The sequence below is a fragment of the Microbacter sp. GSS18 genome (genome assembly GCA_029319145.1).
Taxonomy (GTDB): Bacteria; Actinomycetota; Actinomycetes; order Actinomycetales; family Microbacteriaceae; genus Microbacterium.
This window is the reverse complement of record CP119753.1, coordinates 1,338,452-1,358,273: the sequence shown is the minus strand read 5'-3', so window position 1 is coordinate 1,358,273 and position 19,822 is coordinate 1,338,452. Positions and strand designations below refer to the sequence as shown.

General features: G+C 66.2%; 23 protein-coding genes. 17 read left to right on the top strand and 6 right to left on the bottom strand.

What is annotated here, in order from left to right; translation table 11 throughout:
- Positions 1–93: 93 nt before the first annotated feature.
- The 9 genes from P0L94_06410 to P0L94_06370 all read left to right on the top strand — a co-directional run bounded on the left by P0L94_06410 (position 94) and on the right by P0L94_06370 (position 8,735).
- Entirely contained in the window at positions 94–513 is a 420-nt protein-coding gene (locus P0L94_06410; GenBank protein WES65700.1) for a prepilin-type N-terminal cleavage/methylation domain-containing protein, read from the top strand.
- A 442-nt stretch (positions 514–955) separates the two neighbouring features.
- Positions 956–1,486 carry a prepilin-type N-terminal cleavage/methylation domain-containing protein gene (locus P0L94_06405; protein ID WES65699.1) on the top strand — a complete coding sequence of 177 codons (531 nt, stop codon included), beginning with the start codon at positions 956–958 and terminating at the stop codon, positions 1,484–1,486.
- Positions 1,477–3,096: a hypothetical protein gene (locus P0L94_06400; protein ID WES65698.1), complete on the top strand. Its 1,620-nt coding sequence runs from the start codon at positions 1,477–1,479 to the stop codon at positions 3,094–3,096. Before P0L94_06405 ends, P0L94_06400 begins: the two co-directional genes overlap by 10 nt.
- Positions 3,097–3,111: 15 nt before the next feature.
- Complete coding sequence (locus tag P0L94_06395) at positions 3,112–3,951, top strand: prepilin peptidase (GenBank protein WES65697.1); 840 nt, start codon at positions 3,112–3,114, stop codon at positions 3,949–3,951.
- 55 nt (positions 3,952–4,006) lie between these two features.
- Positions 4,007–5,053, top strand: a complete 1,047-nt coding sequence (gene pilM / locus P0L94_06390; GenBank protein WES65696.1) for a pilus assembly protein PilM — start codon at positions 4,007–4,009, stop codon at positions 5,051–5,053.
- Positions 5,050–5,703 carry a hypothetical protein gene (locus P0L94_06385; protein WES65695.1) on the top strand — a complete coding sequence of 218 codons (654 nt, stop codon included), beginning with the start codon at positions 5,050–5,052 and terminating at the stop codon, positions 5,701–5,703. The genes pilM and P0L94_06385 overlap by 4 nt, the downstream gene beginning before the upstream one ends.
- Complete coding sequence (pilO, locus tag P0L94_06380) at positions 5,700–6,356, top strand: type 4a pilus biogenesis protein PilO (protein ID WES65694.1); 657 nt, start codon at positions 5,700–5,702, stop codon at positions 6,354–6,356. Before P0L94_06385 ends, pilO begins: the two co-directional genes overlap by 4 nt.
- Positions 6,357–6,358: 2 nt before the next feature.
- Positions 6,359–7,498: a type IV pilus twitching motility protein PilT gene (locus P0L94_06375; protein ID WES65693.1), complete on the top strand. Its 1,140-nt coding sequence runs from the start codon at positions 6,359–6,361 to the stop codon at positions 7,496–7,498.
- Between the two features lies 1 nt (position 7,499).
- Complete coding sequence (locus P0L94_06370; protein WES65692.1) at positions 7,500–8,735, top strand: type II secretion system F family protein; 1,236 nt, start codon at positions 7,500–7,502, stop codon at positions 8,733–8,735.
- Positions 8,736–8,924: 189 nt separating this feature from the next.
- Here P0L94_06370 and P0L94_06365 read toward each other — a convergent pair whose 3' ends face one another.
- Positions 8,925–10,499, bottom strand: coding sequence for an ATPase, T2SS/T4P/T4SS family (locus P0L94_06365; GenBank protein ID WES66297.1), 1,575 nt, complete (start codon positions 10,497–10,499; stop codon positions 8,925–8,927).
- A gap of 204 nt (positions 10,500–10,703) precedes the next feature.
- On the opposite strand from P0L94_06365, the gene P0L94_06360 reads away from it, so the two are divergent.
- Together P0L94_06360 and P0L94_06355 are read left to right on the top strand one after the other, a co-directional pair.
- Positions 10,704–11,747 (top strand): YihY/virulence factor BrkB family protein, encoded by a 1,044-nt coding sequence (locus P0L94_06360; protein WES65691.1) that lies wholly within the window; start codon positions 10,704–10,706, stop codon positions 11,745–11,747.
- Positions 11,744–12,436, top strand: coding sequence for an NAD(P)H-hydrate epimerase (locus P0L94_06355; protein WES65690.1), 693 nt, complete (start codon positions 11,744–11,746; stop codon positions 12,434–12,436). The genes P0L94_06360 and P0L94_06355 overlap by 4 nt, the downstream gene beginning before the upstream one ends.
- Positions 12,437–12,476: 40 nt before the next feature.
- Here P0L94_06355 and P0L94_06350 read toward each other — a convergent pair whose 3' ends face one another.
- Together P0L94_06350 and P0L94_06345 are read right to left on the bottom strand one after the other, a co-directional pair.
- A complete protein-coding gene (locus P0L94_06350) occupies positions 12,477–12,854 on the bottom strand; it encodes a hypothetical protein (GenBank protein WES65689.1) in 378 nt (125 codons plus the stop codon).
- Between the two features lie 89 nt (positions 12,855–12,943).
- The gene (locus P0L94_06345; GenBank protein ID WES65688.1) at positions 12,944–13,678 is read right to left on the bottom strand and encodes a glutamine amidotransferase; all 735 of its coding nucleotides are present in this window, start codon (positions 13,676–13,678) and stop codon (positions 12,944–12,946) included.
- Positions 13,679–13,785: 107 nt separating this feature from the next.
- Here P0L94_06345 and P0L94_06340 point away from each other — a divergent pair, with 107 nt between their 5' ends.
- The gene (locus P0L94_06340; GenBank protein ID WES65687.1) at positions 13,786–14,001 is read left to right on the top strand and encodes a hypothetical protein; all 216 of its coding nucleotides are present in this window, start codon (positions 13,786–13,788) and stop codon (positions 13,999–14,001) included.
- A gap of 37 nt (positions 14,002–14,038) precedes the next feature.
- Positions 14,039–14,644 (top strand): CYTH domain-containing protein, encoded by a 606-nt coding sequence (locus tag P0L94_06335; protein WES65686.1) that lies wholly within the window; start codon positions 14,039–14,041, stop codon positions 14,642–14,644.
- 68 nt (positions 14,645–14,712) lie between these two features.
- Here P0L94_06335 and lpdA read toward each other — a convergent pair whose 3' ends face one another.
- The gene (gene lpdA / locus P0L94_06330) at positions 14,713–16,113 is read right to left on the bottom strand and encodes a dihydrolipoyl dehydrogenase (GenBank protein WES65685.1); all 1,401 of its coding nucleotides are present in this window, start codon (positions 16,111–16,113) and stop codon (positions 14,713–14,715) included.
- Positions 16,114–16,123: 10 nt separating this feature from the next.
- On the bottom strand, positions 16,124–16,783 hold the full coding sequence (locus P0L94_06325) for a copper resistance protein CopC (GenBank protein WES65684.1): 660 nt from the start codon (positions 16,781–16,783) through the stop codon (positions 16,124–16,126).
- 102 nt (positions 16,784–16,885) lie between these two features.
- On the opposite strand from P0L94_06325, the gene P0L94_06320 reads away from it, so the two are divergent.
- The gene (locus tag P0L94_06320; GenBank protein ID WES65683.1) at positions 16,886–17,287 is read left to right on the top strand and encodes a hypothetical protein; all 402 of its coding nucleotides are present in this window, start codon (positions 16,886–16,888) and stop codon (positions 17,285–17,287) included.
- A 46-nt stretch (positions 17,288–17,333) separates the two neighbouring features.
- Here P0L94_06320 and P0L94_06315 read toward each other — a convergent pair whose 3' ends face one another.
- Positions 17,334–17,687: a hypothetical protein gene (locus P0L94_06315; GenBank protein WES65682.1), complete on the bottom strand. Its 354-nt coding sequence runs from the start codon at positions 17,685–17,687 to the stop codon at positions 17,334–17,336.
- A gap of 173 nt (positions 17,688–17,860) precedes the next feature.
- Here P0L94_06315 and P0L94_06310 point away from each other — a divergent pair, with 173 nt between their 5' ends.
- From P0L94_06310 to P0L94_06300, 3 genes are all read left to right on the top strand, one after another.
- The gene (locus P0L94_06310; protein ID WES65681.1) at positions 17,861–18,358 is read left to right on the top strand and encodes an FHA domain-containing protein; all 498 of its coding nucleotides are present in this window, start codon (positions 17,861–17,863) and stop codon (positions 18,356–18,358) included.
- On the top strand, positions 18,358–19,050 hold the full coding sequence (locus P0L94_06305; protein ID WES65680.1) for a MerR family transcriptional regulator: 693 nt from the start codon (positions 18,358–18,360) through the stop codon (positions 19,048–19,050). Before P0L94_06310 ends, P0L94_06305 begins: the two co-directional genes overlap by 1 nt.
- Before the next feature lie 100 nt (positions 19,051–19,150).
- Complete coding sequence (locus P0L94_06300; protein ID WES65679.1) at positions 19,151–19,696, top strand: MerR family transcriptional regulator; 546 nt, start codon at positions 19,151–19,153, stop codon at positions 19,694–19,696.
- The last annotated feature ends 126 nt before the right edge of the window (positions 19,697–19,822 follow it).

Below are 19,822 nucleotides of genomic sequence, written 5' to 3'. Positions count from 1 at the left end.
GCTGGGGATTATGGGAACTCGGGTCATGAGGACTCACCCAGACCTGCGGGGGTCAGAGCCGACACATCCATCTAGTAGGGGAGTACTCCGCACATGCGTGCATTCATCAAGAACTACCTCGAGGCGGAGAAGGCCCGCCGTGAGGAGGACGGCGAGGCCGGCTTCTCGCTCATCGAGCTCATCGTCGTCGTCGTCATCCTCGGCATCCTGGTCGCGATCGCGATTCCGGTGTTCGGCGCGATTCAGGCTCAGGCGCAGCAGAACGCGGTCGACGCTGCGGCCGCGAACGGCGCCGCAGCAGTTGCGGCGGCTATCGCCGACAACGACGCGACCAGCACCGTCGCGAACGCGATCGCCACGGCCAACAACCAGAGCGATGAGATCACGATCGCTACCACCAACACCGATGCGAGCCTTATTGACACGGTTTGTGTGAGTGCTGCGCTCGATGACGACGCTACTGTCGTCGCTGCGGCGGGACCGGGTGTCACCGCTGCTGGCGTCTGCCCATAGTCGACAGACGGGGGCCGTTGGCGCTCAGTGCGTCAACGGCCCCCGATTTGACGCCAAGTGTAGGGAGGAGAGCCGAGTTGTCTCGCGAGCAAGATGACGGTCTTGGGCTGGTTGAGGTCGTCATCGCGATGCTCCTGCTGGGTGTGATCGCGGTTGCTATCCTCCCGGCCCTTTGGCAGGGAATTGTGTTGTCATCCCAGCAGTCCTCGACTGCAACCGCCACGAGGTTCCTAAACTCCCTCGTCGAAGAAGCACGTGAATTGCAGAACTGCACCACGATCCCAGGCGTGATCGGGCGGACGGAGACCGATGGAGCGGGAAACACGCTCGTCAGTTCCGGATCGTTGTCCGGGTGTACGTCTGGCAGCACTGCAACTCTGTCCATTGAGGTGACCGGCGGTGGCCACGTTCTTGCGTCTACGTCGGCACTCATCTACATCCCATGAAGAACGACAAGGCGAACGAACGCGGCCTCGGGCTCATCGAGCTCATCGTTGCAGTGGTCGTTGCGGGAATCGTGGTCGCCGCGATGGCCACGATCCTTGTCAACTCCTGGAGGACGCAAGAAGACGTTACGAGCGTCACCCAGGCCACCAATCGAGGTCAGGTCGTCAGTTCTGCCATCGAGCGCGCAGTTCGGAACGCGTTGTTCTATCAGGTATCGGATGGAGGAACGGTGCTTCGAGTAAGCACATCGCTTGAGGGCTCACTAAAGTGTCAAGGCTTTCGCTTGATCGCTGATGGCGCAGCACATTTCACGACATCGGCAACTGCGCTGAACGCGACACTGTCGACGTGGCCCGACTGGCAGGATGGCATCAGGCCGCAGGGGACGATGCCGTTCTTCGACGACTCCGCGCCGGGGACCGTCAGCTACGCATTCGAGATCGAGACTGACTCCGCTCCGGTTCGCTTCAGCGGCGAGGTCGGGCCGAGATCTGTCCAGGAGGGGAACCCGGATTCATGCTGGTGATCGACAAGCTCCGCCGAAGGTTGCCGCGTGATGAGGGTGGAGTCGCGCTCGTGACGGTGATTGTGATCATGTTCGTGGGCTTTGTGATCACGAGTATCATCGCGGCGAGCGTTCTGTTCACGATTCAGGCGAATGCATCGAACAAGGACCGGACTCAAGCCTTCATCGCCGCGGAGTCGGGACGAGACGTCGCTGTCGCGTCTCTCCGCGCGGGCATTGCGTCAGACGCGTCCTTCACCTGCCCAGGCCTTACGGCTGCGTCTGCATCGGGTGCATCGCCGCGATACAACTACAGCATCCGCACCTCTGGGGATCCCACGCAGCCGACATCGTGGGATGGTCTGGCCGACGCTTGCCCGGTCAATGGGGCCACACAGTGGGTCGTTATCCGGTCGACGGGTCAGGGGCCAGACGACGCCCCTGTCACCATCGATTCGGTCTACAGGTGGTATCACGGTCCTGCAACTACGCCGTCCGGCACGGTCGCCTTCTTCGAGGGTGAGTTCACGGCGACCAAGTCGACCTATTCGGGCGACCTCGTCATTCGCGAGGGTGACTACGAATGCAATAACGGCGAGACGGGTGCCATCAATGGCGACCTCTGGGTCCTGCGGGGCGGCTTGACGATCACCGACGACTGCACGGTGACGGGTAGCGTCTACATCCGGGACACGATTGACATCAAGAACAAGCTGTTCACCGTGGGCGAGGACGTCATTTCGGTCGAAGGGAGCATATTCTTCGGCGTGAACGGCGTAAACATCGGCGGAGACGTTCACGCGGCGGGGAGCATCGACACAAAAAACGCTGATGGAGTAGTTGACGGCTCATTCATCACCACACAGCCTGCGCTCGCGAATCATGTACCTGCGGACTGGACACGGGTTGACGGTTCCTCTGTTCCTGAGGTGACAGGCGCGGCGCCTCCCGAGATCCTCCCGACCCTCGAGCAAGTGTACGAGGCGACGAATTGGATCGAACTCAACGCGGGGACGTCATGGTCATCGGTGGCGGATCCGGTCGACGCGGTGCCGGCCGGCACCGTGTGCACAGCCTCCGAGCTACAGGCGGTGATGAGTGCGGCGGGCACCCGTGCAGTCGTCGACATGACCGGCTGCCCCGCTGGCGGTAGTGGGATCAAGGTTGCACCGGGGAACGTCACGCTCGCTCGGGACGTGCTTATCCTCGTTCCGCCGGGCGAGAAGATGGATCTTGAGCTCAGTGGGACGATCAGCCTCCCGACCGGTATGACCGTCGACGACGGTCCTCAGTTGGTCATCGCTCATCTCGACCCGGACGGTGCTGACGTTAGGCCGCCGTCATGCTCGTCCTCCCAGCTCGACAAGTTCACGGCGAGTGGCGTGAACAACGTGCGCACGCTCGTATATAGCCCGTGCGGAGTGAACAGCACTATGTCCCTCACGATGTATGGGCAGCTATACATGGGCAGTGACGGCCTTCACCTGAACGGTGGCACGTTCAGCTGCAAGCCCATGTCTTGGCCTCCGACTCTCCCCACGATCAGCTGCGGCGTCAAGGGGGAGGACGGTATCTTCGATCCGACGAAGAACGTTACTCGCCTCGAAGACCTCGTCTTCCAGACTGAGTAATCGCCCGTGCCGCCTTTGACCGCCTACATCATTGTCATCGCTGGCCTATTCGGGCTTCTCATCGGGTCGTTTCTCAACGTGGTCGTCTATCGCGTACCGGCGGGGATCTCGCTGATGCGCGAGAGTCGGTGCCCGCATTGCGATGCGCGAGTGCGTCCTTGGGAGAACATACCGGTGCTCTCGTGGGTCTTCCTGCGCGGCCACTGTGCTTCTTGCGCGGCATCTATCTCGGTGCGGTATCCGCTGGTGGAGGCTCTTACTGGAGGAGTCTTCGCCGCCATCGCTTGGTGGTGGTCTGCGGGCCCAGGCTCGGTTGCCGTCCTGGCCGGACGATCAGGGCTTGATGGGTGGAGCGCTGTGGTGCTGGCGGTGGCGTTCCTCTACCTCGCGTCGGTGAGCATCGTTCTCACCCTGATCGATCTCGATACGCATCGACTTCCGAACGCCATTGTTCTACCCAGCTACGTTGTGGCTGCTGTGCTACTCGCGTTGGCTGCATTGCTGTCGGCAGACCCTGGAGCCCTCCTGCGTGCGGCGATTGGGATGGCGGCCCTCTATGTCTTCTACTACGTATTGAGGCTCATCCGGCCTGACGGCATGGGCGGTGGCGACGTGAAGCTCGCGGGAGTGCTCGGGCTCTACCTCGGCTACGTCGGCTGGGGTGCACTTGCGGTCGGCGCATTCGCCGCATTCGCAATCGGTGGTGTGGTCGGGGTGGCGCTCATGATTCTGCGTCGTGCGGATCGCAAGACGGCGATTCCATTCGGGCCGTGGATGATTCTCGGTGCATGGGTTGGACTTGCTTCGGGCGAGGCGATCGCACGGTGGTACGTAGGGATGTTTGTAGCCCCATAGGGGTGCCTGCGTTTGACGTAGATGACAGGACACTGGGGAAGGAAAGGAAGAGACCATGGCGAAGACGTTCGTGGCGCTGGAGATCTCAGAGGAGAGCGTCCGCGCGGTGGAGCTGACCGCCGGTCGCTCCCCGTCGCTGGTGGCACTTGGAGAAGTGCCACTTCCGCGCGAAGCCGCTCGAGACTCGGAAGTGCTTGACCAGGACGCGGTCGCGGTCGCGCTGCGGCAGCTCTGGATGGGGGCCGCAATCAAGGCACGCCACGTCACCCTCGGAGTCGGTAGTCGGCGGATTCTCGTCCGTGAGTACACGACGCAAGCCATGGCACCCGCCATGCTCAAGCAGGCACTGCCGTACCAGGTGCAGGACCTGTTGCCGGTTCCGGTATCCCAGGCAGTGCTCGACTTCTATCCTCAGGCGCAGCACGGCGACCAGGTTACCGGCCTGCTCGTTGCGGCTGTTTCCGAGAATATCGAGCAGATGATCACCACCCTCGCGAAGGCGAAACTTCGCGTGGAGAACGTCGACCTCGTGCCATTCGGTCTCGCTCGTCTGAGCAAGCGCGTGGCCGAGCCTGGAGAAACGGTCGCGATGATTCACCTCGGCGATCACACAACGCATGTGACAGTCGCCACGGATGGTGTGCCGCACTTCGTGCGCATCATCCCCGTCGATATCGCTACGGCGGCCACCGTTCGCCGAGACGCTGCCATGCCCCCTGCAGATGCACAGGTCATGGAGATGCTCGAGCCGGTAGGCGCGAGCGGAATCATGCCCCGCCGCAATGACGGCACGCGTGCCTCGATGCGAAGCGGCGGAGCGTCGGGTTCGCAGGCAGTGAGCGACCTGGTGGCACGACTGCGCAGCACGATCTCCTTCTTCCAGAGTCGCGAAGGCGCGCCGCCCATCAAACGCGTTATGGTGAGCGGCGCCGGATACACAGCGCCGGGAGTCGCTGATGCGCTCGAACGATCCTTCGATCTGGCGGTTGTGCCGGTGAGACTGGAGAACATCGTCAACACGCGCAATCGCACACTGAACGATGATCTTTCGTTGAACGCGGTTGCCACGGCAGGCGTGTTGTTCGGGGAGGGGGCCAAATGAGCACTGGCACATCAGCCGTCACGTTCGGCGGCGTGCCGCGCGTCAATCTCATCCCGCGTTCGGAGCTCGAGCGTCGTGAACGGGCTGCCACGGCGCGTGGCTGGGCGTGGGGGATTCTCGGTGCGGTGCTCGCCGCGGCGGCGATTGTCGCAGGGGCAATGCTTCTCAGCTGGATCGCAGATCAGCGCCTCGCAATAGAGCAGTCGCGCACAAACGATCTGCTCCTGGAACTCGACGGCCTGTCAGATGTGAGTGTCGCACTCGCTACCGAGTCACAACTCGAAGGCTTCCTCGCCGAGTCGATGGGGTCGGACTTCGCCTGGCAACCAGTGATCTCCGCGGTTGTCGGAGCACTTCCCGGTGAAGTACAGCTGAGCGGCTTCGCCCTCACTGCTGGGGGCTTGGCTCAAGGCGAAGACCCATCAGCGGAGGCGGGACTGGTTGGGACTCTGACGCTCGCGAGCCCGAACGTAATTGATATCGCACGGACGGTTCGTGAGCTGCGGGCAGTGTCGGGAGTCAGCTTCGCAGATGGTCGCCTGGTGTCCTCGACCCAGCAAGCCTCCGCCCAATACACATACGAGCTCACGGTGACGTTCGACCAATCGATCTACTCGGGGCTGTTCCTCGAAGGTCAAGGAGGCGAATGATGCCGAAGCAACTAATCAACCTTCTGGGGATCCTCGTGACGGTGGGGATCCTCGCCGTCGTCATCGCGCTGATTGCGCTTCCGATCTACTTCCAGTCGCTTCAGACGAGTGCGCAGACCGCCCAGGTCGCTCAGACGAACGACGTCTACCAGGCACAGGTTGACACGCTTCGTGCCGAGTCCGAACGAATGGGCGAGATTCAGGCTTCTGTTGACGCGCTGCGGACTCAGATCCCGGAAGCGAACGACCTTGACGATGTCTTCGAGGTGGTTGCGCGGGCGGCAGGCTCATCTGGCGTCACCGTGGAATCGATTACGGCGGGTGAGAACGTGGCGTTCGTGCCTCGTACGGAGGCACTGGCGATCGGGGAAGCAACAGCGGCCACACAGCCTGACGCGTCCACCGAAGCCTCTACGGACGGGGAGACGGCCGCGCCCGAGGCCGGAGTGTCGGCCAGCCCTGACGACGGCCGGCAGCAGGTTGACTTCGTCATCGTGGCAAGCGCGACCGAGCTATCGGAGGTTGTCCGGTTCCTCGATGAACTGCGTCGTGGTCCGCGAGCACTCAGCAACATCGAGACGACCGTGACATCGGGCGACGCCGATTTCAGCGTGTCTGTGGCGGCACTGACCTTTGTCCTCCCGGAGGCTTGAGCATGAGCACGATGATTCTCGACAGCATGCTCTCCGCTGCTGCGCACTTGCGTGCATCTGACGTGCACCTCACCGCCAACGCGCGACCCCTTATGCGTGTAGACGGCGACCTGGTTCCGATTCCTGGCTACGACGACCCAATCGCGGCGTCTTGGCTTGAGGCGGCGGCGTACGAACTCATGGCACCGGGACAGCGCGAGGAGTTCCACACGCACCACGAGGTCGACCTCGCACATGCGTCAGATGGACTTGGCCGGTTCCGCGTAAACGTCTATCGCCAGCTCGGTGCGATCGCCGTTGCGCTGCGCTTCGTTCCGAATCGTGTCTTCACACTCGAGCAGCTGGGAGCGCCTGAGATCTGCCGCGAGCTCGCGCTCAAGCCGCGCGGTCTGGTGTTGCTCACGGGCCCGACGGGATCGGGCAAGTCCACGACACTGACGGCGATGGTGGACATTATCAACCACATCGTGCCCGCTCACGTGATCACGATCGAGGACCCGATCGAGTTCCATCACGAGAGCAAGAAGGCGCTTATCCACCAACGTGAGATCGGGGCCGATACGGGTTCGTTCGCGGAAGCCCTACGTCGCGTCCTTCGCCAGGACCCAGATGTGATCCTCATCGGTGAGCTGCGAGACCCCGAATCGATCCGCGCGGCACTTTCGGCGGCGGAGACGGGACATCTCGTGCTCTCGACCCTGCACACCCAGGGCGCCGCGAAGAGCATCAACCGAATCATTGATGTGTTCCCGGCGGACCAGCAGCATCAGATCCGCGCACAGCTCGGCGATACGCTCCAGGGTGTGATCAGCCAGACACTCATGCCGCTGTCGCAGACCGAGGGGCGGACGATCGCAACCGAGGTCCTGATCAACACGCCCGCTGTCGCGAACATGATTCGTGAGGGCCAGGTGGCGCAACTCCAATCGGCAATGCAGGCCGGTCAGGCCGTAGGCATGCACACGCTCGATCAGGACCTCAAACGCCTCGTCGGCGAGGGAGTCATCTCTCGGAACGTCGCAAAGTCCTACGCGGTCGACCCGACGTCTCTCGACGACGTCTACGTGCGCTCGAGTGATCTCGATGCTGAGGAGTGGAGCTACCGCGCGGGCGAGTGGCACCATGAGGACACGGAGGTTTGACGTGGCACTCGTTCAGGAGTTTCGCTACAGAGCCGTCGACCCCACCGGGGGTGGCGTCGTCAAGGGCACGATTGAAGGATCCAGCGAGGCAGTTGTCACGGGCAAATTGAGGGCGCAGGGGTTGACGCCTCTGGACGTTCTTCCTGTGTCCAAGACAGGCCTGAACATGGAGATCAGGCTCCCGGGACTGACGCGGCACGTCTCAGCGAAGAACCTCGCGATCTTCGCGAAGCAGATGTCAGGGCTCATCAACGCGGGGCTACCGCTCATGCGGACTCTCGGCATCTTGATTGAGCAAACCGAAGATCGGAAGCTCCAACCTGCCCTGGTTTCGGTCCATGCGGACGTCGAGGCCGGAAACTCGCTCTCTGGCGCGATGGCCCGTCACCCCGACGTGTTTCCGCCGTTGATGCTGAGCATTGTGCGCGTCGGAGAGGCCGGTGGATTCCTCGGTGCGGCACTGGCATCGATTGCGGAGAACTACCGCAAAGAGGCTGAGTTGCAGAACAAGGTCCGCGCGGCGATGACCTATCCTGCCATCGTTCTCTTCGTTGCGATTCTCGGCATGCTCGCGATGATCACGTTCATTGTGCCGATCTTTGAAGGCATGTTTTCTAGCCTCGGCTCGGAACTCCCCTTGCCCACTCGGATCCTCGTCGTCCTGTCGGACAACATGATCTGGATCCTGCCCTTGCTGCTTGTCCTGGTCATCGTTCTGTGGAGCGTCTGGATGCGAAACAGGCACACGGAACGGGTACGCAAGGTCCTCGACCCGATCAAGCTCAAGCTCCCGATTTTCGGAAAGCTAACGACCAAGATGGCTGTTGCCCGCTTCAGCCGCAATCTCTCCATGATGCTCAGCGCGGGTGTGCCCATCATCCAGGCGCTGTCCATCGTCGGTCAGGCGTCGAATAACTGGAAGGTCGAGCAGGCGATTCATGAAGTGCAGGAGTCGATACGCGCCGGCAAGTCGTTCGCCGCGCCACTCGCGCGAGCTGAGGTGTTTCCGAGTATGGTGCCGCAGATGGTCGCTGTCGGCGAAGAGTCGGGAACTCTCGTCGAGATGCTCGCGAGCATAGCCGAGTTCTATGAGGATGAGGTTGAGACCGCGACGTCTCAACTCTCGTCCACGATCGAGCCGATTCTGATCGTCGTCATCGGCGTCGTGATCGGCGGAATGGTCATCTCGCTGTACCTGCCGATTTTCACACTCTATGGGGACCTTGCAGCCCAGTAACGCCACCGGGGGCATGCTCGTCGGCGTGGGTTCGATCCCACGCCAGCCTCGAGATCGCCGAACTCCATACGCTGCCGGCGCGGCGCGAAGTTCGCATCAAGACAAGACCAGGATGCGGGCTGGGCGGTATGGCTATCGACAGTCCGTGGTGCCGGGTGGGTCGGTGTTGCAGCCGAGCGCCACTAGACCTCAGATCGAGACGCGAAGAACCTCTTCGATTGTCGTGAGGCCTAGTGCGACCTTGCCCCAACCATCGTCGCGGAGCGAGACCATGCCCTGATCGAGAGCGATCTGGCGCATCTCGCTGCCGGTGGCGCGGGTGACGACGAGCTGCTCGAGCTCGTCTGTCATGGTCATGACCTCGTGCAGCCCGATTCGGCCGCGGTAGCCGGTGCCGGCACAGGTGTCGCAACCGACGGCTTTGAACAGCTCGGGCACGTCCTCGGGGTCGTGAGGGAAGCCGAGCGACGAGAGCACCTCGGTTGTCTCGGTGAACGGCGCGCGGCATCGCACGCACAGCTTCCGGGCGAGACGTTGGGCGACTACGGCCGACAATGCAGTCGCGACCAGGAACGGCTCTGTGCCGATCTCAGTGAGGCGGGTCAGCGCTGAGGGTGCATCGTTGGTGTGCAGCGTCGAAAGCACGAGATGGCCGGTGAGGGCGGCTTCGACTGAGATAACGGCTGTTTCCTTGTCGCGGATCTCGCCAACGAGCACGACGTCGGGGTCCGAGCGCAGAATCGAACGCAGTGCCGACGCGAACGTTAGCCCGGCCTTGTTGTTCACCTGGACTTGGTTGATGCCCGCGATGCGGTACTCGACGGGGTCCTCGACGGTGATGACGTTGATCTTGGGGTTTGCGACCTCGCGCAGCGCCGTGTAGAGGGTCGTCGACTTTCCGGAGCCTGTGGGGCCGGTGACAAGGACCATCCCGTGCGGACGCGAGATTGCATCGCGGAAGCGCTGCTCGTTGATGCTCGAGAACAGGAGATCACGCATGCCCATCGTCTGGCCGGTGTTGTCGAGGATGCGCATGACGATCTTCTCGCCCCACACCGTGGGGAGCGTGGCTACGCGAAGGTCCACCGTGCGGCCGTCGTGAGACACCGACAGGCGGCCGTCCTGCGGACGCCGCTTCTCGGCGATGTCGATCGAGGACATGATCTTCAGGCGGGAGATGATGCCGTCCTGAATATTGCGATCGGCCTTCTGCATCTCGTGCAGCACGCCGTCGATGCGGAACCGCACAGTCAGCTGCTTCTCACCAGGCTCGACATGGATGTCGCTGGCGCGGTCGTTGATGGCCTGGGCGATCAGCAGGTTCACGAAGCGCACGACCGGTGCGTCGTTGTCCTGCTCCTGCAATTCCTCGGTGAACGCGGAGCCGCTGGTCGACGACGTCTCTTCGATCGATGCCTGAAGCTCGCTCAGCTCTTCGTCCGAGCGCAGGAACCGCTCGAACATCTGCCCCAGCGCGTCCTTCGCGACGACAACCGGCTCGACGAAGAGGTCGGTGACGCTCGCGACGTCGTCGAGCGCGACGATGTCAGTGGGATCCAGAATCCCCACGATCAGCCGATCGCCGCGCCGATCGATCGGGATCAGCGCGTACTTTCGGCACACGGCACTCGGGACCAGGCCGATGACGTTCGGGTCGAGCGCCATGCTCGACAGATCCACGTACCGATGCCCCGAGTTCAGCGCGATCGCCTCGGCGATCTGGCCGTGTGTGATGAGTTGCTGCCCCGCGAGGAACTCGACCATCTCATCGGTGTCGCCGAACTGCGCCAGCGCCGCCGACATGTCCGCAGCGCGCACCGCCCCGGTGAGTACGAGCGTCTGTGCGAGTCCCCTCACGGCATTCCCCAATCCCAGCCCCTCGTCACATCCTAGGGGTGTCTTGTCAACGCTCGGACGGGGTTGTCCAGCCCCGGATGCCGGAAACTCCGGATCGGTATGGTGGGGCGCATGCGAGGCGTGATCGAGTGGGCGAAGGGCGTCTACGACGCGGTGATGCGCCTGGTGAAGAAGGTCATCGCGTGGGTGCTGACGCTCAAGATCGTGCGCGCCTTCCTGCTGTACGTCGAGAAGCGCGGGCCGATGCTGTCGGACGGCATCACGTACCGTGCGCTGTTCAGCATCTTCGCCGGCGTGCTGCTCACGTTCTCGTTCGCGGCGCTGTGGCTGTCGGGCAACCCCGACGTCATCCAGGCGCTCATCGGATCGCTGGATGCCGTGATCCCCGGTCTCGTGGGGCCGGACGGCATCATCGACCCCGAGAACATCGCCCCACCGGCGGGGCTGACCCTCACCGGGATCATCTCGGCCATCGGTCTGGTCATGGCGGCGATCGGAGCGATCACGTCGCTCCGGATCGCGATGCGCACGATCGCGTCGACCAACTACGACGACATCGCGTACGTCTGGAAGCTCATGCGCAACCTGCTGCTCGCCATCGGCACGGCGCTGGCTCTGGTCGCATCGGCCGTCGTCACCTTCCTCGGCACCTACAGCGTCGACCTCGTGCTCGGCTGGCTGGATCGTCCCGATGGGGGACCGGCAGACAACATCCTCACGACGGTCGTCACCGTCGGCGTGGTGTACCTGCTGGACGTCGGCGCCATCATCGCGCTGTTCCTCATGCTGTCGGGCGTGAAGCCGCCGGCGCGTGCGCTGTGGGCCGGGGCGCTGCTGGGCGGGTTCGGACTGACCGTGCTGCAGCAGCTCTCCGGTCTGTTCGTCGGCGGCGCGACCTCGAATCCGCTGCTGGCCTCGTTCGCGTCCTTGATCGCGCTGCTGCTATGGGTGAACCTGTCGGTGCAGGTCGTCCTGATCGCCGCGGCCTACATCGTCGTCGGCGTCCGCGAGGCCGAGGACCGCGTGCGCTTCAAGTACGGCGCCGCGACGTTCGCACAGCGCAAGGTGAGGCAGGCCGAAGTCGACGTCCAGACCGCCGCCGATGCCCTTCGCGCAGCCCGAGAAGCCGAAGAGAAGGAGCGAACCGGCTCATGACCGAAACCCCCGCCTACACGGCCGCTCAGGTGCGCGCCGCCGAGCAGCCGCTTCTCGAAGCCGGCGAGCCGCTCATGGCGCGTGCGTCCTCGGCCCTGGCCCAGATCGCACGAGAAGAAGCGGATGCCGCCACCGCCCGCATCCTCGTCCTCGCCGGATCCGGCAACAACGGCGGCGATGCCCTGTTCGCGGCGGCACAGCTGGCCGAGGAGCACTCCGTCGACGTGCTCGTCATCGGGACCCGCGCCCACGAGCACGGGGTCGCGGCGGCCGTCGCGGCCGGCGCCCGCTGGGTCGACCTGGCCGCCGTGCGGGACGGCGTCGGCGACTATGACCTCGTGCTCGACGGCATCCTCGGCATCGGCTCGACCGGCAGCACCGCGCTGCGCGGGGTCGCGCGCGAAGCCGTCAAGACACTGCTCCCCGCGGTCGGCGCGGGCCGTCCGCGCGTCATCGCGGTCGACCTGCCGAGCGGCCTGCATCCCGACACCGGGGAATGCGACCACGCCGTGCTCCCGGCATCCGTCACCGTCACGTTCGGCGCCGTGAAGACCGGGCTCGTGCGGGGGAGAGGTGCCGAGCTCGCCGGTGACATCGTGCTGGTCGACATCGGGCTGACCCCGCAGCTGGAGTCGGTCGAACCCGAGCTGACGGCGACCATCGCGCGGATCGTCGAGCCGCCCGCCTGACCGGCGGCGCGCGTCGGCGCCGTCGGCGGCTCAGCGCGGTTCAGTCATCGCCGTGCGGGTTGCCGACGCCCTTATCGTGACCGTAGGCATTGCCGCGGTTCCCGGGCGCGCCGGATGCCGACTCGGCGCGATGGGCGGCGCCGTTCTGCCGCGCCACCTCGGACACGCGCTGACCATGATTCGTGACATCGCCGCTCTTATCGCGCGCGACCTCCGAGACGCGGGCGCCGTGCGACGAGGCGTCAGGGCCCGCGTCGCGACCCTCGTCAGGCGCATCGTCGGGTGGCCCCGGCGCGTCCTGGACGACCTCGGTGGCCGGCGACGGCAGACCCGCGGCGATGCCCGGCACCGCGACCCCGGCCGCGAGGGCCGCCCCCGCCACTGCGCCGACGATCAGCGTCCTGCGTCTCAGAGCCACGTCGGTCCTCCATCCGGTCACGGCCGCGTTCGGATGCGGCGAGCGTAGCACCGGCATCCCCGCGGCGGGGGCGCGAGGAGCGGGGCCGGTCAGTGCCGCGCGTAGCGCTCCACGAACGTGCGCAGGATGCGGGAGGGATGCGACACCGCGATGCGCCGCACCGCCGACAGCGTGAGCTCGAGCTCGTGCGACGCGAAGTACCCGTAGTCGGCGTACGCGTGGATGCGCGTCGTGATGCCCTCGACGTCGAGTTCGGGGTGGAACTGCGTCGCGTACACGTTCTGTCCGACCCGGAACATCTGCACGGGGCACGTCGGCGACGACGCCAGCAGCGTCGCCTGCGGCGGCAGCGCCGTGATCGCCTCCTTGTGGCCGACGAACGCGCCGAACGTCGGCGGCATGCCGGCCAGCAGCGGATCGGCGGCGCCGGCATCCGTCATCGACACCTCCACGACGCTCACCGGCTCGGCGTAGGTCCTGTCGATCCTCGCGCCCAGATACGCGCCGACCGTTCCGACGCCGTAGCAGGCGCCGAGGAACGGGAAGTCGCGTGCGACCACGCGCGTGAGGAGCGCCTGGAACTCCGCTTCCACGCGCCGCTGCACGGACGACTTCTTCTCGAGCGGGTCCGAGGCGTTGAACGGTCCGCCGCCGACGATGAAGCCCGACAGCTCGTCGAGGTCGAAGTCGGGCATGGGCCCTGCCTCGAGGCGCACGCGGATGAGATCGCGCTCGGCGAGGCCGCCGTAGCGGAGGAACAGCTCGTACTCCTCGTCGGCCGGCAGGTCTTCGGCGCGCGTCGCGAGCAGGACGAACGGTTTCATGGCCACACCAGCGTACGGCCTCGGGGAGGGGACCTTCGTCCCGCCGGTCCTGCGGAGACACGGGGGTGTCGGGGGCATGCGAAACGCGGCGGGACTATGCTCGGCACATGGCAATCGCTCGACTGCACGGAGGCCCGCTCGACGGGCAGGTGCTGCCCCTGTCATCGCCCGAACTCGACGAGATGATCGTCCCCTACGGAGAGGGCCAGATCGTCTACGAGCGACGTGGCGCGCTCGAGCACACGGGTGACGACGACGGCCCCACCGAGGCGGAGTTCTGGTTCGTCGAGGCCACCGAAGAGATCGGACCGTCCGACGACTGAGCAGGCACCGGGCGCGGACGGACAGCCGACGCGCTCGGTGGAGATCGAGTTCAAGTTCGAGGTCGACGACTTCACCCGCCTGCCCGACTGGACGACCGTCCCGGGCGTCGTCGAGGTCGGCGACGCCGAGGTGCGCGATCTGGACGCGCAGTACCTCGACACCGACGACTGGACGCTCGCCCACGCCGGCTACGCGCTGCGGCGGCGCACGGGCGGCCCCGACGCCGGCTGGCATCTCAAGGGCCCGCGCGAGGGTCACGGCCGCAGCGAAGAGCAGTGGCCGCTCACCGACGGCATGGAGATCCCGCCCGCCGTGCGGGCGCGCATCGACGAGATCACCGACGGCGAGCTGAAGCCCCTCGCGCGCATCCGCAACACCCGCACCGCCTACGCCCTGCGCACGGCGACGGGGGAGCTGCTGGCCGAGTTCGCCGACGACCACGTCACCACGCGCGACGAGCGGCTCGGCACCGAGCGCTCGTGGCGCGAGTGGGAGGTCGAGCTCGGCCCCGGCACGCCGACCGGGCCGCGCGACCTGCAGACGTTCGCCGCGATCGTCGCCGGCATCCAGGCGGCGGTCCGCACGGTGGGCGGCAAGCCCTCGACGGCGAACTCGAAGCTGGCGCGCGCCCTCGGCTTCTGAACACCCGCTGACGCGAAGAGCCCCGGGACTTCCGAAGTCCCGGGGCTCTGTCGCTCGAACGCGTCGCGTCAGAGGTTGATCATGTGGCCGGCGAGGCCGTGGAAGGCCTCCTGCACGGCCTCCGACAGCGTCGGGTGCGTGTGCACGTTGCGCGCAGCCTCGAGAGCGGTGAGATCCCACTTCTGCGCGAGCGTGAGCTCGGGCAGAAGCTCCGAGACGTCCGGGCCGACCATGTGGCCGCCCAGGAGCTCGAGGTGCTCGCCGTCGGCGACCAGCTTGACGAAGCCGACGGCCTCGCCGAGGCCGTTCGCCTTGCCGTTGGCCGAGAACGGGAACTTCGCGACCTTGACGTCGTAGCCGGCGTCGCGCGCCTGCTGCTCGGTGAGGCCGAACGAGGCGACCTGCGGCGAGCAGAAGGTCGCCCGCGGCATCATCCGGTAGTCGCCCAGCGCCATCGTCTCGGCGCCCGCGATCGTCTCGGCGGCCACGACGCCCTGCGCCTCGGCCACGTGCGCGAGCTGCAGCTTCGCGGTGACGTCGCCGATCGCGTAGATGTGCGGCACCGACGTGTGCATGAAGTCGTCGATCTCGATGGCGCCGCGCTCGGTGAGCTTGACGCCGGTCGCCTCCAGGCCGAAGCCCTCGATGTTCGGCGCGAAGCCGATCGACATCAGGACCTTGTCGGCCTCGAGCGAGCTCTGCGCGCCGGTCTTGTTGTCGCTGTAGGTGACGGTGACCTTGTCGCCGGAGTCGACGACGGTCTCGACCTTGGTCGCGGTGAGGATGTCGACGCCGAGCTTCTTGTAGTGGCGCGTGATCTCCTTCGAGACCTCTTCGTCCTCGTTGGGGAGGGCGCGGTCGAGGAACTCGATGATCGTGACCTTCACGCCGTAGTTCGACATGACGAAGGCGAACTCCATGCCGATGGCGCCGGCGCCGACGATCGCGATCGAGCTGGGGAGCTCGCGCGTCATGATCTGCTCTTCGTACGTCACGACGTTCTCGCTGAGCGTGACGCCCGGCAGCAGCCGCACCTTCGAGCCGGTCGCGATGATGCAGTTGTCGAAGGTCACGCGCTCGGTAGAGCCGTCGGACTTCGCGACGTCGATGGTGTTCGCGTCGGCGAACGTGCCGCGGCCCTCGTACTCGGTGACCTTGTTCTTCTTCATCAGGTAGTGGATGCCGCCGACGTGCGTGTTCGACACCTTGCGGCTGCGGTCCCACGCGGTGCCGAAGTCGAACGAGACATCGCCCGAGATTCCGAACAGGTCGGCCTTGTGGTTGAACGTGTGCGCGAGGTCGGCGTTCTTCAGCAGAGCCTTGGAGGGGATGCAGCCGACGTTGAGGCACACACCGCCCCAGTACTTCTCTTCGATGATCGCGACCGAGAGGCCGAGCTGTGCGGCGCGGACGGCCGCGACGTACCCGCCGGGCCCGGCGCCGAGGATGGCGACGTCGTAGTGAGGCATGGTCCCCAGCCTATCGCTCGCCGGCGCCGTCAGATGCGCCGCCCGACGCGTCCTGGCCCGGTGTCGCGCGCCGCGGGCGGGCGACGATCAGGTAGACGATGCCGGCGACCAGGCCCGCGGCGATCACGATCCCGATGATCCACGGCCACGGGCTCGACCCCGAGGCGGCGACGGGCTCTGGTGTCGCGGTCGCGGTGGGGGAGGCGGATGCCGTGGGCTCGGCGGTGGGCGTGATCGTCACGGTGACGGTGGGGACGGGCGTCGGCTGCGCCTGCTCGACCGTGAACGAGAACTCGCCCGAGATCGGATGACCGTCGCTCGAGACGACCTTCCACAGCACCGTCACGGCACCCGTCGCAGGCCCCGTCAGCGGCTGGGTCAGGATGTTGTCGCGCACGCTCAGCGCGCCGTCCGTCAGATCGGCGCCGGTCTCATCGGTCACCTCGACGACGTTCGCGCCCTCGTCGTCGGCGATCTCCGAGCTGAACGTGAGGGTGAGCTCGGCCGGCAGCTCCGCGACCGTCGAGTCGGCGGCAGGGTCCGTCGAGACCAGTTCGTCGTGCGCGAGCGCGGGCGGTGCCGCGGCGAGGACGCCGATGAGAGCGAAGGCCGCGGCGACGGCGGCGACGAGGAGAGCACGGAGCCGGGTGGGGATTTCATCGGTCAGCACCCGATCGAGGCTACTCGGGTCTTCCGCATGGCGGGTCGCGGGCCTACCCTGGCCGCAGGCGGGTGCCCCTGCCCGCCGATGAGACGGAAGCGAGGCGGGCGGATGGACGCCACGATGATGGACGCCATGTCGAAGGACATGATGTCGATGCCCGGCATGGACACGATGGACATGATGGTGATGCAGGCGTGTATGGACGCCTGCTCGGCCTGCGAGCAGGCGTGCACCGTGTGCTCGACGCAGATGATGTCGTGCGCGCCGGCGTGCATGAACTGCGCCGACATGTGCAACACCATGATGCGGTCGATGATGCGGATGCAGGGCATGACCCCGGCATCCATGATGTCGATGCTCGACGCGTGCATGGCCATGTGCCAGACGTGCATGGACGAGTGCATGGAGCACGCCGACCACAGCGACGTATGCCGCATGTGCGCTCAGTCGTGCCAGGCGTGCATGGACAGCTGCATGGCCGTGAAGGACATGATGATGGCGGCCGCCTGAGACACCGCCCCTCGCCCGGTCGTTCCGAGAGGCGGGACGGACCGCGTCAGTCCAGCGGCGCGACGTTGAAGCGGGCCGAGCCGACCGCGAGCACGTCGTAGCGCGCGTGCAGCGCGACCGGCGTGCCGGCGGCGACGGCCGATACCGCGCCCGCGCCGTTCCAGACCGACACCGTCCGCCCGTCGAGCAGACCCGCCACCACGATCACGCCGGCGTCGGCGTCGACCGACTCCACGATCGCGTCCACCCACTCGGTGGGCGTGGCCGCGGCCAGTCGCGCCTGGATCAGGTGCAGCGCGTGCCCGGGCCGGTACGAGGAGCAGCGGAGGCCGTCCACGCACATGCACGCCGTACGCTCCCGCGCCGGAAAGGGCGGAATGTGCTGGCGTGGACTGGACACGATGGGCTCCTCGTGGGGTAGGTTCGTTGTCCAGTCAGGTTAGGACGCGCGACTCCCCGCAGGCCACCCGAGCGACACGGGGCGAAACATACAGATCCGCGCGTCGCAGGCGTTGCCGGGGAACGTCTGGGGAGCCTGATCGGATAGGCTTGCACAGCAAGAGGAGGTCCACCGTGGAGGACAATCGCCGACCCGGAGCGGATGACATCCGCCGGGGCAGTGGCACGGGGGACGGAGTCCGCGACTCCGACACCACGCAGACCTTCGGCCATGAGTCGGATCTGTCGTTCGTGCCGTTCGGCAGCGATCTCGCCGATGCCGAGCTGGATGCCATCGAGGCGCTCCCGTCCGGAGCGGCGCTCCTGCTGGTGCGCTCGGGCCCCACGGCGGGCGCCCGCTACCTGCTGGACGCCGACGTCACGACCGTCGGCCGGCATCCCGAGGCCGACATCTTCTTCGACGACGTCACCGTTTCGCGACGTCACGCCGAGATCACCCGCACCGGCACGGCGTTCGAACTCGTCGACCAGCGCTCCCTCAACGGGACGTACGTCAACGGCGAGCGGGTCGACCGCGCCGCGCTCAGCAACGGCTCCGAGGTGCGGATCGGCAAGTTCCGGCTGAACTTCTTCGTCTCGCCCGCCGACCTTCTGCAGGCCACGGCCGAGTGATGTCCTCCGCCTCCGCCCGCGAACGGTCCTCGTCCGCGGGTCTGCTGAGCATCGGCCAGGTCCTCGCTCGGCTGACCCCCGAGTTCCCGACGCTGACCAGCAGCAAGCTGCGCTTCCTCGAGGTGCAGGGCATCGTGTCGCCGGTGCGCACCGAGTCGGGCTACCGCAAGTTCTCGCAGGCCGACCTCGATCGCCTGCGCCTGGCGCTGACGCTCCAGCGAGATCACTACCTGCCGCTGAACGTCATCCGCGAGTACCTCGAAGACGTCGACGCCGGCCGCGACCCGGTGCCGCCGGCATCCGTCCCGCCGCCCTCGATCGTGCCCGCGCCGCGCCGCTATCAGCGGGCGGAACTGCTGAGCGCCTCGGGCGCGGCCCCGCAGCTGCTCAACGACGCCATCAGCACCGGCATCCTGGTGGGGGCCGAGTCGTACACCGAGCAGCACGTGACACTGCTGCGCGCGCTCGTGGCGCTCGACCGCCACGGCATCGAGCCGCGCCACATCCGCACCATGCGCCAGAACGCCGAACGGGACGTGGCGCTGATCGAATCGGCGATCGCCCCCATGCTGCGCCGCACCGACGCGAACTCGCGCGGACGCGCCGGCGAGGTCGGCGGCGAGCTGGCCAAGCGCCTCGACGACGTGCGGGCGATCTTCGTGCGGACGGCCCTCGACCGGCTGCTTTCGTGAGTCGCGATCGCGACACGCCGAGGGCCGACGAGCGGATGTCGTTGCCCGAGGCCCCGTGCTCATCTAGCGTTGGAATGTCCGCACTCGGAGGGGGGAGCGTATGACAGCTCACGAAGCGGCGGAGGGTCATCCGTTCGCCGACGACCTCCTCTTCACCGACGGTCTGCCGCAGATGGATGACGAGGTCGGCTACCGCGGTGCCCAGGCGGCCCGCGCCGCCGGCATCACCTACCGCCAGCTGGATTACTGGGCGCGCACCGAGCTCGTCGAGCCCACCGTCCGCGGCGCCAGCGGCTCCGGGTCGCAGCGCCTCTACGGCTTCCGCGACATCCTGGTGCTCAAGCTCGTCAAGCGTCTGCTCGACACCGGCATCTCGCTGCAGCAGATCCGCATCGCCGTCGAGCAGCTGCGGGCATCCGGCATCCGCGACCTCGCCGGCACGACGCTCATGAGCGACGGCGCGTCGGTCTATCTGTGCACGTCGAACGACGAGGTCATCGACCTCGTCTCGCGCGGGCAGGGCGTCTTCGGCATCGCGGTCGGCAAGGTGCTGCACGAGGTCGAGTCGACCCTCGTGGACTTCACGGCAGAGTCGCCCGAGGCGGTCGACGAGCTCGCCGCCCGGCGCGCGCGCCGCACGGCGTAAGGCGGCGACCGGCCCGGCGACGTTCCCCGTCGCCGTCCACAGCCGTTCCCGGCGCCGTGGCGCGCGTCGCTATGCTGGTCGCGCCGAACGGCGCGTGGTCGCCGCATGCCGAGCGCTGGGGGCTGG

Bases quoted from the DNA above. Each gene is read 5' to 3' on its own strand.
- P0L94_06410 (WES65700.1), top strand. From the start codon at position 94: ATGCGTGCATTCATCAAGAACTACCTCGAGGCGGAGAAGGCCCGCCGT.
- P0L94_06405 (WES65699.1), top strand. From the start codon at position 956: ATGAAGAACGACAAGGCGAACGAACGCGGCCTCGGGCTCATCGAGCTC.
- P0L94_06400 (WES65698.1), top strand. From the start codon at position 1,477: ATGCTGGTGATCGACAAGCTCCGCCGAAGGTTGCCGCGTGATGAGGGT.
- pilM (WES65696.1), top strand. From the start codon at position 4,007: ATGGCGAAGACGTTCGTGGCGCTGGAGATCTCAGAGGAGAGCGTCCGC.
- P0L94_06385 (WES65695.1), top strand. From the start codon at position 5,050: ATGAGCACTGGCACATCAGCCGTCACGTTCGGCGGCGTGCCGCGCGTC.
- pilO (WES65694.1), top strand. From the start codon at position 5,700: ATGATGCCGAAGCAACTAATCAACCTTCTGGGGATCCTCGTGACGGTG.
- P0L94_06375 (WES65693.1), top strand. From the start codon at position 6,359: ATGAGCACGATGATTCTCGACAGCATGCTCTCCGCTGCTGCGCACTTG.
- P0L94_06365 (WES66297.1), bottom strand. From the start codon at position 10,499: ATGGTCGAGTTCCTCGCGGGGCAGCAACTCATCACACACGGCCAGATC.
- P0L94_06360 (WES65691.1), top strand. From the start codon at position 10,704: ATGCGAGGCGTGATCGAGTGGGCGAAGGGCGTCTACGACGCGGTGATG.
- P0L94_06355 (WES65690.1), top strand. From the start codon at position 11,744: ATGACCGAAACCCCCGCCTACACGGCCGCTCAGGTGCGCGCCGCCGAG.
- P0L94_06345 (WES65688.1), bottom strand. From the start codon at position 13,678: ATGAAACCGTTCGTCCTGCTCGCGACGCGCGCCGAAGACCTGCCGGCC.
- P0L94_06340 (WES65687.1), top strand. From the start codon at position 13,786: ATGGCAATCGCTCGACTGCACGGAGGCCCGCTCGACGGGCAGGTGCTG.
- lpdA (WES65685.1), bottom strand. From the start codon at position 16,113: ATGCCTCACTACGACGTCGCCATCCTCGGCGCCGGGCCCGGCGGGTAC.
- P0L94_06320 (WES65683.1), top strand. From the start codon at position 16,886: ATGGACGCCACGATGATGGACGCCATGTCGAAGGACATGATGTCGATG.
- P0L94_06305 (WES65680.1), top strand. From the start codon at position 18,358: ATGTCCTCCGCCTCCGCCCGCGAACGGTCCTCGTCCGCGGGTCTGCTG.
- P0L94_06300 (WES65679.1), top strand. From the start codon at position 19,151: ATGACAGCTCACGAAGCGGCGGAGGGTCATCCGTTCGCCGACGACCTC.